General features: G+C 35.8%; 13 protein-coding genes. 5 read left to right on the forward strand and 8 right to left on the reverse strand.

Annotated elements, in window-relative coordinates:
* Nucleotides 1–722 precede the first annotated feature (722 nt).
* The 3 genes from H4K33_RS14410 to H4K33_RS14420 all read left to right on the forward strand — a co-directional run bounded on the left by H4K33_RS14410 (nt 723) and on the right by H4K33_RS14420 (nt 5990).
* Entirely contained in the window at nt 723–3281 is a 2559-nt protein-coding gene (locus H4K33_RS14410; protein ID WP_182650212.1) for an ATP-dependent Clp protease ATP-binding subunit, read from the forward strand.
* Nucleotides 3282–3426: 145 nt separating this feature from the next.
* Nucleotides 3427–4791 carry a 30S ribosomal protein S6--L-glutamate ligase gene (gene rimK, locus H4K33_RS14415; protein ID WP_182650214.1) on the forward strand — a complete coding sequence of 455 codons (1365 nt, stop codon included), beginning with the start codon at nt 3427–3429 and terminating at the stop codon, nt 4789–4791.
* A gap of 53 nt (nt 4792–4844) precedes the next feature.
* Nucleotides 4845–5990 carry an LETM1-related biofilm-associated protein gene (locus H4K33_RS14420; protein WP_182650216.1) on the forward strand — a complete coding sequence of 382 codons (1146 nt, stop codon included), beginning with the start codon at nt 4845–4847 and terminating at the stop codon, nt 5988–5990.
* Here the strand turns inward: H4K33_RS14420 and can are convergent.
* On the reverse strand, nt 5987–6637 hold the full coding sequence (gene can / locus H4K33_RS14425) for a carbonate dehydratase (RefSeq protein ID WP_182650218.1): 651 nt from the start codon (nt 6635–6637) through the stop codon (nt 5987–5989). The two genes, H4K33_RS14420 and can, sit on opposite strands and share 4 nt — an antisense overlap.
* Nucleotides 6638–6648: 11 nt before the next feature.
* Nucleotides 6649–7287, reverse strand: coding sequence for a carbonic anhydrase family protein (locus tag H4K33_RS14430; protein ID WP_182650220.1), 639 nt, complete (start codon nt 7285–7287; stop codon nt 6649–6651).
* Between the two features lie 388 nt (nt 7288–7675).
* Between H4K33_RS14430 and metK the strand changes: the two genes are divergently transcribed.
* Nucleotides 7676–8968 (forward strand): methionine adenosyltransferase, encoded by a 1293-nt coding sequence (gene metK / locus H4K33_RS14435; protein WP_182650222.1) that lies wholly within the window; start codon nt 7676–7678, stop codon nt 8966–8968.
* A gap of 300 nt (nt 8969–9268) precedes the next feature.
* On the opposite strand, the gene H4K33_RS14440 is transcribed toward metK, so the two are convergent.
* From H4K33_RS14440 to H4K33_RS14450, 3 genes are all read right to left on the reverse strand, one after another.
* On the reverse strand, nt 9269–10366 hold the full coding sequence (locus H4K33_RS14440) for an inorganic phosphate transporter (RefSeq protein ID WP_182650224.1): 1098 nt from the start codon (nt 10364–10366) through the stop codon (nt 9269–9271).
* A gap of 17 nt (nt 10367–10383) precedes the next feature.
* A complete protein-coding gene (locus tag H4K33_RS14445) occupies nt 10384–11028 on the reverse strand; it encodes a DUF47 domain-containing protein (protein WP_182650226.1) in 645 nt (214 codons plus the stop codon).
* Nucleotides 11029–11291: 263 nt separating this feature from the next.
* Nucleotides 11292–11813 (reverse strand): hypothetical protein, encoded by a 522-nt coding sequence (locus H4K33_RS14450; RefSeq protein ID WP_182650228.1) that lies wholly within the window; start codon nt 11811–11813, stop codon nt 11292–11294.
* 199 nt (nt 11814–12012) lie between these two features.
* On the opposite strand from H4K33_RS14450, the gene H4K33_RS14455 reads away from it, so the two are divergent.
* A complete protein-coding gene (locus H4K33_RS14455; RefSeq protein ID WP_182650231.1) occupies nt 12013–13641 on the forward strand; it encodes an acyl-CoA carboxylase subunit beta in 1629 nt (542 codons plus the stop codon).
* Between the two features lie 98 nt (nt 13642–13739).
* Here H4K33_RS14455 and H4K33_RS14460 read toward each other — a convergent pair whose 3' ends face one another.
* The 3 genes from H4K33_RS14460 to H4K33_RS14470 form a co-directional block, all read right to left on the reverse strand.
* Nucleotides 13740–14039: a hypothetical protein gene (locus H4K33_RS14460; protein WP_182650232.1), complete on the reverse strand. Its 300-nt coding sequence runs from the start codon at nt 14037–14039 to the stop codon at nt 13740–13742.
* Nucleotides 14040–14126: 87 nt separating this feature from the next.
* A complete protein-coding gene (locus tag H4K33_RS14465; RefSeq protein WP_182650234.1) occupies nt 14127–14828 on the reverse strand; it encodes a hypothetical protein in 702 nt (233 codons plus the stop codon).
* Between the two features lie 220 nt (nt 14829–15048).
* Entirely contained in the window at nt 15049–15990 is a 942-nt protein-coding gene (locus H4K33_RS14470) for a YeiH family protein (RefSeq protein WP_182650236.1), read from the reverse strand.
* Nucleotides 15991–16049 lie beyond the last annotated feature (59 nt).

A 16049-nucleotide genomic window follows, 5' to 3' on the forward strand; every position in this document is an offset into this window, starting at 1 on the left:
AGTGATGACTTTTTAGAGTGATGACTTTTTAGAGTGATGACTTTTTAGAGTGATGACTTTTTAGAGTGATGACTTTTTAGAGTGATGACTTTTTAGAGTGATGACTTTTTAGAGTGATGACTTTTTAGAGTGATGACTTTTTAGAGTGATGACTTTTTAGAGTGATGACTTTTTAGAGTGATGACTTTTTAGAGTGATGACTTTTTATAATATTATATTTTCGAAATAGATCTTCGTTTAAAGAACGAACGATCTTTTAGTAGCAAAATTTATCTCTATCCTGATTCTTGATGGACATCATCAATATAAGTCTAACTCACCTTACTCTCATATCCATTATAGATCTATTAAAAACACCACGTAGCTTGATGATAAAAAACACAGAGTACATAGAAGTAAAAAGAAGCAAGCTTCAGGATCTTTCACAACTATAACAATTTAATCAACATTTAATCCAAACAAAATACTTTTACTTCAGGCACTGTATTTGTTCGCACAAAAAAAAACAAACAACTAGTTTAGTTCTATTATTCACAAGTTATGCCGGAGATTTATGCCCGTTATTTTATATCTCCAGTCTGTAAAAAAGAGCGGATAATATTTTTATATACCAGTTTTTTTTTGTCAATTAGCATATGACAGAAGGGCAAGAAAAGACAACTAGGTATGCTTTTTGCCTTTACTATAGTATAGAAACAAATAATCACCTAAATTCAGTTAATATGGACGAAAATTTTTCACAAGAAATTAAAGATGTTATTTCCTTTAGTAAGGACGAGGCATTGCGTCTAGGTCATGACTTTATAGGAACGGAGCACTTTCTGTTAGCCTTATTGAGAATTGAGCAAGGTGAAGGATCGACAATCCTCCAAAATTTGGAGGTAGATATTGACTTTTTAAGACATAAAGTTGAGAACTTAACCCCTTATTCTTCTACTAAAACAGCAGTAAACGAGAAAGGATCACTATATCTTACCAAACAAGCAGAAAGAGCTTTGCGCTTGACATACCTTGAAGTAAAGGTATTCAAGAATGTTGAAGTAACCTCTGCCCATTTATTGCTGTGTATATTAAAGAACAATGAAGATCCGATCACGCAGATTTTAAACAAGATGAACGTGGATTACGAAAATGTAAAAAAATACTATGTTGAATTTCTTTCTGACGAGAAGAAAGAATCGGATAGCGAGGATATTTTTCACAGTCCCAAAGCAGAAACCTTCGAAGAATCAGGACAAAATGACAGTTCTTCAAGTAAAAAAGCTGACACTCAAGGAAATTTACCCAATAAAAAAAGTAAGACTCCTGTATTAGATAATTTCGGTAGAGATTTGACAGAAATGGCCATCGAAGGCAAGCTCGATCCCGTTGTGGGTCGTGAGAAAGAAATCGAGCGAGTTTCACAAATCTTAAGCCGCAGAAAGAAAAACAACCCTTTACTTATAGGTGAGCCAGGAGTTGGAAAATCGGCTATTGCAGAAGGATTAGCGTTAAAAATCATCCAGAAAAAGGTATCTCGTGTTTTGTTTAACAAACGCGTAGTAACCCTTGATTTGGCGAGTTTGGTTGCGGGTACAAAGTACAGAGGTCAATTTGAGGAGCGAATGAAAGCTGTGATGAATGAGTTGGAAAAAAACACCGATATCATTCTCTTTATTGACGAAATTCACACTATTGTTGGTGCTGGAGGAGCTACAGGCTCACTAGATGCATCGAATATGTTCAAACCGGCTTTAGCCAGAGGAGAAATTCAATGTATAGGTGCTACCACATTAGATGAGTTTAGACAGCACATCGAAAAAGATGGAGCATTAGAACGTCGTTTCCAAAAAGTTTTAGTTGAACCGACTTCAGTCGATGAAACTATTACAATCTTACACAACATCAAAGACAAATACGAAAGTCACCACAACGTTAGTTATACTGATGAAGCGATTGAAGCTTGTGTGAAGTTAACCAACCGCTATATGACCGATCGATTCTTACCGGACAAAGCCATTGATGCTTTGGATGAAGTTGGATCTCGTGTACACATTACAAATATCAATGTTCCCAAAAATATTTTGGATCTAGAACAAGAGTTGGAAGAAGTTCGCGAGAACAAGAACCTTATGGTTCAAAAACAGAAATACGAAGAGGCAGCTAACCTGAGAGATCGAGAAAAAAACATTGAAAAAGAGCTTGATATCGCACAAGAAGCTTGGGAAAAAGAGGTAAAAGACAATCGCATACTCATTACAGAAGACGATGTTGCTGATGTAGTATCTATGATGACGGGAATACCTGTAAATCGCATCGCTGAGAAAGAAATCAACAAATTGGCTAATTTACCTGCGATTATCAAGGGTAAAGTTATCGGACAAGATGAGGCTGTTGGCAAAATTGCCAAGGCTATTCAACGCAATAGAGCGGGATTAAAAGATCCGAATAAACCGATTGGTTCTTTCATCTTCTTAGGACAAACAGGAGTTGGTAAAACGCAGTTAGCTAAAGTAATTGCCAAAGAACTTTTTGACTCAGAAGACGCTTTGATTCGCATTGACATGAGTGAATACATGGAGAAATTTGCGCTTTCTCGTTTAATTGGAGCGCCTCCAGGCTATGTAGGATACGAAGAAGGTGGACAGTTAACGGAAAAGATTCGCAGAAAACCGTATAGCGTTATTCTATTTGATGAAATTGAAAAAGCACATCCAGATATCTTCAACATGCTTTTACAAGTATTAGACGATGGGCATTTAACAGATAGTTTAGGTCGAAAAGTCGATTTTAGAAATACAATTATCGTGATGACTTCTAATATTGGTGTCCGCCAATTGAAAGATTTTGGTCAAGGTGTAGGTTTTGGCACACAAGCACGCAAAGAACAAACGGATCAACACAGTAAATCTGTTATTGAAAGTGCGTTGAAAAAAGCCTTTGCACCGGAGTTTTTAAATCGAATCGACGATATTGTCGTGTTTAATTCACTAGAGAAAGAACATATTCACGCGATCATTGATATTGAATTAGCTAAATTATTCCAACGCATTGACGATTTGGGGTACAAGTTAGTTCTTACAGACAAAGCGAAGAATTTCATTGCTGATAAAGGATTTGACAAACAATACGGAGCTCGACCACTGAAAAGAGCGATTCAAAAATACATTGAAGACCCTATTGCGGAAGAGATTGTCAACTCGAAAATCACCGTTGGGGATACGATCACTTTAGATGTACCCAAAGATGAAACTGGAGATACTTTAACGATCAAGATAAAAACAAAAAAACCTGCTAATTAGCAGGTTTTTTCTTTTTACACTTAGTGGTTTTGATTCTAAAATTTTCCCTGTTGTTATTTAAACGTTATTTTTTATTTTTTTGTCTTATATTAGATCATAGCAATTACTTTAAAGTAGTACTTTCGCATTTGAATAATTAAATAGAATGGTAGATAAACTCATTGTTGGTAGTGAAGAATGGTGTTCTTTCTCTACATTAAATATCCCTGCAATTAAAGCCCGTGTAGACTCAGGAGCTAAGACATCTGCACTACATGCAGTGAACATTAGTCCTTTTGAAAAAGACGGTGAAAAATGGGTCAAGTTTGATGTAAATCCTTTACAAAACAACGGAAAAACAATAATCCATTGTGAAGCTAAAGTAGTGGATAAAAGAATCGTCAAAAGCTCTAGTGGATCTAGAGAATCTCGCTATGTAATCCGCACAATACTCGGTTTTGGTGAAACGTCTTGGGACATTGAATTAACCTTAACCAATAGAGACTCTATGGGGTATCGCATGTTATTGGGAAGAGAAGCGATGGGCGGTCGTATTTTAGTTGATCCCGAAAAACACTTCTTACTTGGGCAACCGACAACGGAGAAATTAGACGAATACTACAACAAGCCCAAAGAGGCTAAAAGTGGCTTGCGCATTGGGTTGTTAGCGAGTAATCCTGAGTTGTATAGCAACAAGCGAATCATTGAAGCTGGAGAGTTAAGAGGTCATGAAATGCACTTCTTAAACTTGAAGTACTGCTACATGAAATTAGATGCGAATCAGCCAGAAATTCACTATAGAGGTGGCCGTGTACTAAACGATTTTGATGCAGTTATTCCGCGTATTAGGCCAAGCATGACGTATTACGGATGTGCCTTAACTCGTCATTTCGAATCCTTAAAAGTATACAGTCTAAACAGTGCTGCTGCTATTGCACAGTCAAGAGATAAATTATTTTCTTTACAACTGCTTTTAAATCACGGAATTGATATTCCTACAACGGGTTTTGCTAATTCTCCATTAGACACCAACGACTTGATCAAAATGGTAGGCGGTAGCCCACTTATTGTCAAACTATTAGAAGGCACACAAGGAAAAGGAGTTGTATTAGCAGAAACGAAGAAAGCAGCGGAAAGTGTAATCAATGCTTTCAAGAGTTTAAATGCAAATATCTTAGTTCAGGAATTTATCAAAGAAGCGAATGGAAAAGACATTCGTTGTTTTGTGGTAGACGGAAAAGTTGTTGCCGCAATACAACGCGAAGCTGTTCCGGGTGAATTTAGAGCGAATATCCACTTAGGAGGTACAGCATCAATCATCAAAGTTACTTCTGAAGAAAAACGCATTGCCATTCGCGCTGCGAAAGCCATGAATTTAAAAGTTGCTGGAGTTGACATTATTCGCTCAGCCAAAGGACCTCTATTACTAGAAGTAAACTCTTCACCTGGATTAGAAGGTATTGAAGGAGCAACAAATAAAGACATTGCCACTGAGATGATTAAAGCAATTGAAAAACAAGTTAAATGGTAAGGAAATAGCCCTCAAGCTATTTCTTACCTCCCTTATAAACGCAATATAGAGTTATGAATCCCTCAACAACTGGCTGGATAAAAAAATACTTTGCAGAGCACGATAAATACGCTATTTTCAAGGCAACAAATGTAGAGGAACTTGCGCATGAAATTAGAATGACAGGTTTTAGCTTCGGCCAAATCAATGCAAGTGATTTTCCCGATGTTTACGCGTCTTTTGACTATACGCAGGAAGAACTAGCTAAAATCTGCTTTTTGCAACTCTTAGAAAAAGTTTATTTCTTCCAATATCCAACTCATACAACGGAAGACTTTATTCGTCAATTGCTCGATTTTTATCAGCTATTTGTTCCCCATAAAACGAATTTTTTCACAAGTTTGTTTGAGGATAAAAATACATATGCAAGGTTAGAACACTTGTTTGCAATTAAGTGGAAAGAAAACTTCTTTTCTCAGTCTAAGAGCAATAATATTGCCCTGAATTTACTCGTATTATCTGTCTATTTGTTGACTTTTGAAACATTTTTAGCAGGCAAAATACACCCTAATTTATACCATGTATACATCGAAGATTTAATCCAAGCAATTTTAAATCAGACCGCTCATCAAAAAAATGCAGATCTCCATTTGGTAGACAATCCCAATGATTTTTCAATTGATGAAATTATGGAGGTACAATCTTCACATTTAGAGATGAGTATTTTACTTGATCTTGTGATGTGTAGTTCTTGGAATAACGAAACTAAAACACTGAATCTTCCCAACTGTGAGGTTGCTCCTTTTGAGCGCTTATCCTTTTCTACAGCGCAAATCGAAGACAGTCGTACGTGTTTTATGCGCTTTGTGCAACAAAACGACTATAATTATGTCTTTCTCAAGTCGTCTAATTTGTTCAACAACATGATTAATAATTCAACGAATTACGTGGAGTTTTTAGTAAGTAGAAATAAAGGGCGAATCTTGAAAGAGATTCAAAAAAACAAGCAGTTAATGCAGTTATTGATGGATTCAACCCATCGAAATTTAGATATGCAAGAAAAGAAATTGATTAAGAAACAAACCCTTGAGGTGATTAAAACAATTCCTTCTCTTGCGATATTTTTATTGCCAGGTGGCACAATATTACTTCCTATTATTTTAAAATTTATTCCTTCCCTCCTACCTTCTTCTTTTAATGAGAATTTGGAGTCGGATTAAATCTTTTTAAATCGAAGTTGGTATACTTCGTCTAGGTCTTGATTACTGGTTACATTAACTTCTAAATCTGTTACGTAACCAGAATTTAGTCCATACACCCATCCATGAATGCTCAAATCTTGATTTCTTGCCCAAGCTCCTTGAACGATGGATGTTTTTGCTAAGTCATATACTTGTTCTTGTACATTGAGCTCTACAAATCGATTAAATCGCGTTGTTGTATCTTCAATTTCATCGAGTTCTACATTGTGCAAGCGATATACGGTTTTAATATGTCTAATCCAGTTATCGATCAAACCATAAGATTCGTTTTTCATCGCTGCTTCTACTCCACCACAGCCATAGTGTCCACACACAATAATATTGGTTACTTTGAGGATATTTACGGCATAATCCAATACACTCAACATATTCATATCCGAGTGAATCACCATATTGGCAATGTTACGGTGTACAAATACATCCCCAGGTTCAGCACCGATAATTTCGTTTGCTGGCACACGACTATCCGAACAACCGATCCACAAAACAGGAGGTGTTTGTCTGTGGCACAAACGCTTGAAATACTCCGGATTAATAGCTAGTTTTTCTTCAACCCAAGCTTTATTATTCTCTAATATCTTTTTGTAAAAATCGTTGTGTTTCAAAATTCATTCTTTTATTCAACAAACATTTCTTTGACGAAATCTACCTCTCCTGTTTCCACTTTATAAAAGGCTCCTACGATACCGATTTCACCTTTTTCATACATCTCGCAAAGCACAGTACTCTTAGTTAAGATGTGATTGATTGTGTACTCCACATTGTAAAACGCAACCATATCTACCCCTTCTTTAGATTGAACATCTAATTCAGGATAGTATTTTTTTACGTGCTCAACGGCAGGATCCACTTTAGCTAATAAATTGCTTAAATGACCTAATTTAACGTCTTTACACGCTCCTGTAATGGCACCACAGTGTGAGTGTCCTAATACCATGATCAATTTAGATCCCGCTAATTTACAGGCAAATTCCATCGAACCGATAATGTCTTCATTCAATACATTCCCTGCGATTCGCGTGCTAAATACATCGCCTAATCCCTGGTCAAAAATAAGTTCTGCTGAAGTTCTGCTGTCAATACAGCTTAGGATAATAGCGAAAGGAAATTGGCTTTCCTTTGTTTCATTCACTTGCTCTAATAAATTCGCATGTGCTTTCAAATTTTCAACAAAGCGTTTGTTTCCTTCTTTCAGAAAAGACAGCGCCATTTGCGGAGTCATCGACTTTTGATCGTCTATATTATGTAGTCTCATTTTTACGCGATTAATACGATAATAATTTGGAACAAATGTAACCAAAAATGGCTTTTAAAATATAAATAAAGCAATAAACCTCTATATTTTTATCAATTTGGAAAAAACATAACATTTTTTAAGGATTTTATACTCCCTTATCTTTCATATCTAATTCATATAAAGGTGTATTTGCTTTGGATTAGTAAAAATCACATAATCGTTAAGAGGAATATAAAAAAGAATAAAATTTGTATAGAATCAAAAATAGTTGATACATTTGCAGAGAATTTCACGGGAGGAAAAATTTGTACTGATTGCAACCTCGGTAAAAAATGCTAAAGCAGAATATATTGTATCTTCACTTTAGCCATTTCCTCTTTTTTTAAAACATAAAAAAACATATCATATGGCTTATTACTTCACATCGGAATCTGTAAGTGAAGGACATCCGGATAAAATTGCAGATCAAATTTCAGATGCTTTAATTGACAATTTCTTGGCTTTTGATTTAGAATCAAAGGTAGCATGTGAGACATTAGTTACTACAGGGCAAGTAATTCTTGCTGGAGAAGTAAAATCAAAAACATATTTAGACGTTCAACAAATTGCTCGCGATGTAATCAATAAAATTGGTTATACGAAGAGTGAATATATGTTTGACGGAAATTCGTGCGGTATTTTATCGGCGATTCACGAGCAATCAGCAGAGATCAGCCAAGGAGTTGAACGCGCTAGTAAAGAAGATCAAGGTGCGGGAGATCAAGGGATGATGTTTGGTTATGCTTCAACAGAAACGGAAGACTATATGCCTTTAGCATTAGATTTATCCCATAAATTACTACAAGAATTAGCAGTCATCCGAAGAGAAAACAAAGAGGTAACCTATTTGCGTCCAGATGCAAAAAGTCAGGTTACTTTAGAATACAACGAAGACAACAAGCCTGTTCGCATTGTTACGATTGTATTATCTACCCAACACGATGACTTTATTCAGGCAGAGAATACAACTTCTGAAGCAAAAGCAAGAGCTGAAGCAGCGATGCAAGCGCAAATCAAACAAGATATTATCGAGGTATTAATTCCACGTTTATTGGCGAAATACCCACAATATCAATACTTATTTGAAGCTAAAGAAGCAATTGAATTCTTAATTAACCCTACTGGAGTTTTCATTATTGGAGGACCTCATGGAGATACTGGGTTAACAGGAAGAAAGATTATTGTTGATACCTATGGAGGAAAAGGGGCACACGGAGGAGGTGCGTTTTCAGGAAAAGATCCAAGTAAAGTAGACCGAAGTGCAGCTTATGCTACGCGCCACATTGCGAAAAATCTTGTAGCCGCAGGTGTTGCGGAAGAAGTATTAGTACAAGTTTCTTATGCAATTGGTATTGCAAAACCAACGGGAGTTTACGTAAATACCTATGGTACGTCAAAAGTAAACTTAACTGATGGAGAGATTGCAAAGAAAGTAAGTGAATTATTTGATTTACGTCCTTATTTTATTGAGACAAGTTTAAAACTACGCAACCCGATTTATAGCGAAACAGCTGCATACGGACACATGGGACGCAAACCTCAAGTAGTAACTAAGACGTTTACAAGACCTGGAGGAGAAACAAAACAAGTAGAAGTAGAATTGTTTACTTGGGAAAAATTAGACCGTGTAGACGACATTAAAAAAGCTTTTAATTTATAGTTTGCCTGCGCAACTTTATATCACACAACGCTTAACCCTTGGGTTAGGCGTTTTTTATTTTCCCGTTTAAGAGATTGAAAGATCTACAGTTTTTTTACGTATCGATCATTGTCTTTTCTTGATGAAGACAGCCTGTTTTACAGCGTGAATATTAAGGAGTATTCTCTCCAAACTAAGTCCTGTTACAACTGTATACGCTTCCAAAACGCATACTTAGTTCATAAAAAAAGCGCCTAATCGATGATTAAGCGCTTTCTATTTTATATAAACGGATGGTTAACCGTCAACTGTAAATTATCCTTAAATCACTGCTGATACGATATAGTATACAAGCATAGCAATTACTGCAGACACCGGAATGGTTAACACCCATGCCCAAAGTAAGTTGATGGTTACTCCCCAACGTACTGCAGATACACGCTTGGTTACTCCTACCCCAATAATAGAACCTGTAATGGTATGTGTTGTTGATACAGGAATACCCAAGTGCTCGGTTACATATAAAGCAACTGCACCAGCTGTTTCCGCTGCAACTCCTTCTAATGGAGTTACCTTCGTAATCTTACTTCCCATTGTTTTTACGATCTTCCATCCACCAGATAATGTTCCTAAACCGATGAATAAAAACGACGCTAAAGGAACCCACCACCAGTGTTCTACGAACACTTTGAACGTATCTACTCCTTCGACAAGGTAGTCAGGATCCATATCAACATTAACGTGATAGAAGATAACTGCAGCTCCGATAATCCCCATTACTTTTTGTGCGTCATTTCCTCCGTGTCCTAAAGAGAATAAAGCAGAAGAAACTAATTGCAAGCGTTTAAACCACTTTTCGCATTTATAGTGGTTTTGATTTCTACAAATCCACATAATTGCTACGGTAATAAAATACGCTAAGATCAATCCCAGTAAGGGTGCTCCAAAAATGAATAAGAAAATAGGAATTACTTTTGCGTACACAACAACATCAACTCCTTCAACTGAAAATCCACCTGCGTGTGCAACAGCAGCACCGATGAAACCACCAATTAAAGTATGTGAAGAAGAAGAAGGAATTCCCAACTTCCAAGTAGCTAAATTCCAAATAATTGCAGCAATTAAACCAGCAAAAATAACCTCTAAGCTAATAAAGTTTTCATTGACTGATTTGGCAATAGTATTACCAATTTTAAATTCACCAATAATGTATAGGGAGATAAAATAAGCTGCAAAGTTAAAAGCCGCCGCCCAAAGCACTGCTTGGAACGGAGTTAAAACACGAGTAGTTACTATCGTCGCAATCGAGTTTGCGGCGTCGTGAAAACCATTGATATAATCAAATCCAAGGGCTAAAATGATAATGACAATCAGCAATATCCCACTTTGATTACTCAATATTTCTGTAAAAAATTCCATATACTTGCGCTAGAACATTAAGAGTATTTAACGATAACAGTTTCCAAAACATTAGCCACGTCTCTACAACTATCTGTAGCCGTTTCTAAAGCCACCATTACCTCTTTGTATTTTATAATTTCGATGGCGTTATTTTCATTTTCGAAAATATCGGCAACGGCCTTATCAAAAACTTTATCTGCTTTTCTTTCTAAGCGAGAAATGTTTTTACATACAGTCGCTAACTCTTCTAGCTTTTTTAAATCTTTCAAGTGTAATAGTCCCTTGTGCACTTCACTACAAGCTTCTAAGTTTGCTTCCGTTAATTTGCGCAAAGGTTTTGTAATTTTATCAATTTGATACAATCTCATACGAGAAGCAGCATCAGATAAATGGTCCGCTACATCATCCACAGCTGTAATCAAATTGTGAATATCTTCTCTATCAAAAGGAGTGATAAAGTTCTTTCCTAATTCGATTCTTGTTTTCTGTGCAATCGCTTCGATTTCTACCTTAATTACCTCAACATCTTTAAGTAATTTCTCTCTTTCTTTTGCTGGTGTGTGCACAGCTTCATTCAGCGTTTCTGATAACTTCTTAAGCTTAATAGCTGCTTGTTCAAATAAAGGATAAAACGTCTTGTCCTTTGGAACTAAAAATTGAAAAATGTTATTCAATGACATTATATAAAATATATGTTATAAACAGGGACAAAATTACGCAATAAAATAAAGCGAATGTTTCCTTAACGTTAATTTTTACATCAAAATGAGATTTCTACACGTACAATACTTCTAAAATACGACTATTTCCTGTATTTCAATCACTTATGCAGTTAACATTTGGAAAAAACAACCACAATTACTTAACATTAACGTAACATTGGAATAATAAACCAATAACTCTTCTTTCCACAAAAAAATATAAGCAAATAAAAATCAACAACTTATATTTTTTCCTTTACTTCTGAATTCTTCACAAACCAAAAAGCAATCTTACGACTATTAGAGATCAACATATATCCTATGACTAAATTAAATACACTAACAAACCAATAGTTCCCTGTTTGCACATATTCATAAGGATTTTCGACTGCTTGTGCCTTAAACCAATACCAACTATTGCTTAAAAAAGTAGGCAGATGTCCAATTAACAAGCTCAACCCTATAAAAAACACACCCAATTGTGCAATCATTGAAATGGTAAGTGAAGTTGTTGGAAGAATTGGCGATGAAAATCCTTTTTCAATTTTTAGTACTTTGACGATTTTTTCGGCATAGGCAAAGAGTAAAATAAACAAAATAAAATTAATTGCAACAGATAACAGAGGTAAATAATTATCGCTTATTACTGTGTAATCCTTCCCTAAATAGACTAGAAAGGAAGGAATAGTAGTTAGTACAAGTTCTATCGTCATTAAGGTAGCTATCAATTTAATCAATAGCACAAACAAATCGCGAATCTTCATTTCATTTTCATTTTTCAATCAACTAATTTAACAAAAAAACACCGATTTATCTTATCTCTCGTTTTATAGTAGTGCTTCTTCTCTTGTATTTTCGTTGATCTATAAGCATTATTGAATAATACATTGATTATTATACCTGTAAATTTTTATTTTGTACTTTAGCGAAAACTAATAATATTATACAACAACCTAGATAACTATGGATATTAACTTCAATAAAAACGAAGATCACAACAAGTTATTGCTTTCAGATTTAAAACGAAAACTAGCAAAAGTTAAACTTGGTGGAGGTGAAAAAAGAATTGAAAAATTACACCAACAAGGAAAAATGACAGCCAGAGAACGCATTGATTATCTATTAGATCCCAAATCTAATAGCATAGAGATTGGTGCATTTGCTGGAGATGAGATGTATGAAGAACACGGAGGATGTCCTTCTGCTGGTGTTGTAGTCAAAATAGGTTATATCAAGGGAAAACAGTGTATCGTTGTAGCCAATGACGCTACTGTAAAAGCAGGTGCATGGTTTCCGATTACTGGAAAGAAAAATTTACGCGCACAAGAAATCGCAATAGAAAATAAACTTCCCATTATCTATTTGGTAGATAGTGCTGGCGTTTATTTACCACTACAGGATGAGATATTCCCAGACAAGGAACACTTTGGACGAATTTTCAGAAACAACGCCATTATGAGTAGCATGGGGATTACGCAAATTGCCGCAGTTATGGGTAGTTGTGTTGCTGGTGGTGCTTACTTACCAATTATGAGTGATGAGGCGCTAATCGTTGATAAAACGGGTAGTATTTTCTTAGCTGGTAGTTACTTAGTAAAGGCGGCTATCGGAGAAAGTATCGACAATGAAACATTGGGTGGTGCAACTACTCATTGTGAGATTTCAGGTGTTACAGATTACAAAGCAAAAGACGATAAAGACGCTTTAGATACCATCAAAAATATTGTGGACAAGATTGGCGATTTTGACAAAGCGGGTTACAACCGAATTGCAGCGAAAAAACCAGTGGCAGATCCAAATGAGATTTACGGTATTTTACCCAAATCACGTGCAGAACAATATGATATGATGGAAATCATCAAACGCCTCGTTGATGAATCTGAATTTGAAGAATACAAAGCGGGATATGGTCAATCTTTAATCACGGGGTATGCTCGTATTGATGGATGGGCAGTAGGAATTGTAGCAAACCAACGCAAAGTAGTGAAGACGAAAAAAGGTGAGATGCAATTTGGAGGGGTGATTTACTCAGATTCTGCCGATAAAGCAACGCGTTTTATTGCGAACTGTAACCAAAAGAAAATTCCATTGGTATTCTTACAAGATGTAACTGGATTCATGGTAGGGTCTAAGTCAGAACACGGAGGAATTATCAAAGATGGAGCAAAAATGGTGAATGCCGTTTCAAACTCTGTTGTTCCGAAGTTTACGGTAGTTGTAGGAAACTCATACGGAGCAGGTAATTATGCGATGTGTGGAAAGGCTTATGATCCGCGTTTAATCTTTGCTTGGCCAAGTGCTGAACTTGCTGTAATGGGAGGTGCTCAGGCAGCAAAGGTATTGTTGCAAATTGAAGCTTCTTCTTTAAAAGCAAAAGGACAAGAATTATCGGCTGAAGAAGAACAAAAATTATTCGATAAGATTAAAGCGAAATACGACAAACAAGTGTCGCCTTATTATGCTGCTGCTCGTATTTGGACTGATGCCATCATCGATCCATTAGATACTAGAAAATGGATTTCTATGGGTATCGAAGCGGCGAACCATGCGCCTATCGAAAAACCATTCAACTTAGGTGTTATTCAAGTATAAATAAAAAAACGGCAATTGAAAAATTGCCGTTTTTTTATGGTTATCAGTGAGCTGTTAGCTCCATAACTCTTAACTCATCACCAATAACTCATCACTCATCACCGATAACTATTTTTCAATCCTTCATCTGAACTAAATTCACGCAAAAAATCTTCCAATTCTTTTAAATCCAATTTTTCAATTTCCCTTCTATTTTTGGGATCATTGTAATCATAAGGAACTTGTCTATCCTCACTCCACCCATAGTTTGAAAATATACGCTGCATTTCTTTTACCTTTACCTGATAGGCATCTACCGAAAGTTGATCCTGTTTAGTAGGTAGATCTTTTTCATCTTCTCTACTACAGCCTAGTATAAAAAGAAGACCTAAACACAAAAGGACACTGTTCTTTTTCATATCATTTAAATTTAAAAATCACACACTACTTGATGCTTTTACAATCTTAACTACTCAGGTTCTATAACGTACCTATACGAAGAGAAACTAGATTCTAAAACTTTCAACACTTCCAGAGCCATTGCGATTAAACCGAGCATACATCGTAGCAGTAGCAGTCTGACCATAAGCTTTCACTTTACAATCTACGTTAATTCCTCCTTTATGATCGTAATAATCTTGATTGGCGTTGGGATAAAAAGGTATAATATTATGTCCGTTAACTTGTACGAAACTCACATTGGCATTGTTATATGTTGCACTAGCACTACTGAAGGTTATTACTTCGTTGTCCTTAATTGAAAAGTTGACTAAAGAAGTAGAAGATCCAATAACTGAGCTACTATGGCTACCTGAAACAGAATAAGAATTTACTGCCTTTGTTGTCCAATCTACCTTACCTAAAGGATTGCTTTCTTTCGGCTCTTGTGCTGATTTTTCTAGATTTAATTGCTCATCCAAATTTTTAAGCCCTTCATCTGAACTAAATTCACGCAAAAAATCTTCCAATTCTTTTAAATCCAATTTTTCAATTTCCCTTCTATTTCTGGGATCATTGTAATCATAAGGAACTTGTCTATCCTCACTCCACCCATAGTTTGAAAATATACGCTGCATTTCTTTTACCTTTACCTGATAGGCATCTACCGAAAGTTGATCCTGTTTAGTAGGTAGATCTTTTTCATCTTCTCTACTACAACCTAGTATAAAAAGAAGACCTAAACACAATAAAACACTAATTTTTCTCATGACATAAATATTTAAATTACTATATGTATGAGATTTTCAAAAGACGTTCCAACTTTTTCACTCTTATTTCACAAGTATTCGCAGGAAGTCAAAAAATAGGAATTTTATACAAAAAAAGAGAAAAGTAGATTCGTTAACTGTTCGTTGTTCGTTGTTTTAAAGAAAATATGCTCAACTGTATTTAGGGATGTTCAAACCGTTAACTGTTAACGGTTCATCTCTACAGATACAAAATATAAAGCAGGGAACTCACCGAAATAAACACCCACAACAACACACCTTCAATAAAGGGTTTTGCGCCTACATTTTTCACGGTTCTATAGGATAATGAGGTTCCGATTAAAAAAAGGGTTAACGTCAATGCAGCTTTAGATAATTCGACAATATAAGGACCTAAAGGCTGAATAAAAGGAATATAAGAATTAGCTAACATGGCTAGGATAAACAACCCAATGAAATAGGGAATTTTCACCTTTGATCCTTTGTTTTTGAAAAGCATCGTTGATAAAAAGGCAACTGGAATTACCCATAAAGCACGAGCTAGTTTTACGGTTGTAGCGACTTCTAAGGCTTCATCTCCGTATTTTGCAGCTGCTCCTACTACGGAACTAGTGTCGTGAATAGCAATAGCTGACCAAAGTCCAAAATCAACCTGACTCAAACCTAGTGCATGTCCTATCGGTGGAAAAATAATTAAGGCGATGGAATTCAAAACAAAAACGATCCCCAAGGCTACGGATATTTGTTTTTCATCTGCATCAATCACCGGTGATACAGCGGCAATGGCACTTCCACCACAAATAGCAGTTCCTGAAGAAATCAAATAGGATATTTTCTTGTCTATTTTTAAGATTTTACCCAATGCAAAGCCCAATACAAGGGTTAAAAAGATGGAAAAAATGGTCAAGACAAATCCATCTTTTCCCGCTGCTAATGCACTGTAAACGTTCATTCCAAATCCCAAACCTACTACGGCTACTTTCAGCAGTAATCCCGTAGCTTTTTTGGTTTGCTTTCCGTAAGGATTTTCGAAAATTTGAGCGTATATAATTCCCAAAACCAAAGCCGTAGCGGAAGAGATGAAGGGAAATAAACTCAAAATAGCTAAACCAATTAATATAATTTTACTACCTAATGCTGTATTGCTATTTTGTACTGTCATAATTTATGTATTTTCAACTCTACAAAGGTCAATCTTCTCAGTAGGCGAAAAAAATACAT

This window comes from Myroides sp. WP-1 (assembly GCF_014145635.1).
Classification (GTDB): domain Bacteria; phylum Bacteroidota; class Bacteroidia; order Flavobacteriales; family Flavobacteriaceae; genus Flavobacterium.

Bases quoted from the DNA above. Each gene is read 5' to 3' on its own strand.
- H4K33_RS14410 (WP_182650212.1), top strand. From the start codon at position 723: ATGGACGAAAATTTTTCACAAGAAATTAAAGATGTTATTTCCTTTAGT.
- rimK (WP_182650214.1), top strand. From the start codon at position 3,427: ATGGTAGATAAACTCATTGTTGGTAGTGAAGAATGGTGTTCTTTCTCT.
- H4K33_RS14420 (WP_182650216.1), top strand. From the start codon at position 4,845: ATGAATCCCTCAACAACTGGCTGGATAAAAAAATACTTTGCAGAGCAC.
- H4K33_RS14430 (WP_182650220.1), bottom strand. From the start codon at position 7,287: ATGAGACTACATAATATAGACGATCAAAAGTCGATGACTCCGCAAATG.
- metK (WP_182650222.1), top strand. From the start codon at position 7,676: ATGGCTTATTACTTCACATCGGAATCTGTAAGTGAAGGACATCCGGAT.
- H4K33_RS14440 (WP_182650224.1), bottom strand. From the start codon at position 10,366: ATGGAATTTTTTACAGAAATATTGAGTAATCAAAGTGGGATATTGCTG.
- H4K33_RS14445 (WP_182650226.1), bottom strand. From the start codon at position 11,028: ATGTCATTGAATAACATTTTTCAATTTTTAGTTCCAAAGGACAAGACG.
- H4K33_RS14450 (WP_182650228.1), bottom strand. From the start codon at position 11,813: ATGAAGATTCGCGATTTGTTTGTGCTATTGATTAAATTGATAGCTACC.
- H4K33_RS14455 (WP_182650231.1), top strand. From the start codon at position 12,013: ATGGATATTAACTTCAATAAAAACGAAGATCACAACAAGTTATTGCTT.
- H4K33_RS14460 (WP_182650232.1), bottom strand. From the start codon at position 14,039: ATGAAAAAGAACAGTGTCCTTTTGTGTTTAGGTCTTCTTTTTATACTA.
- H4K33_RS14465 (WP_182650234.1), bottom strand. From the start codon at position 14,828: ATGAGAAAAATTAGTGTTTTATTGTGTTTAGGTCTTCTTTTTATACTA.
- H4K33_RS14470 (WP_182650236.1), bottom strand. From the start codon at position 15,990: ATGACAGTACAAAATAGCAATACAGCATTAGGTAGTAAAATTATATTA.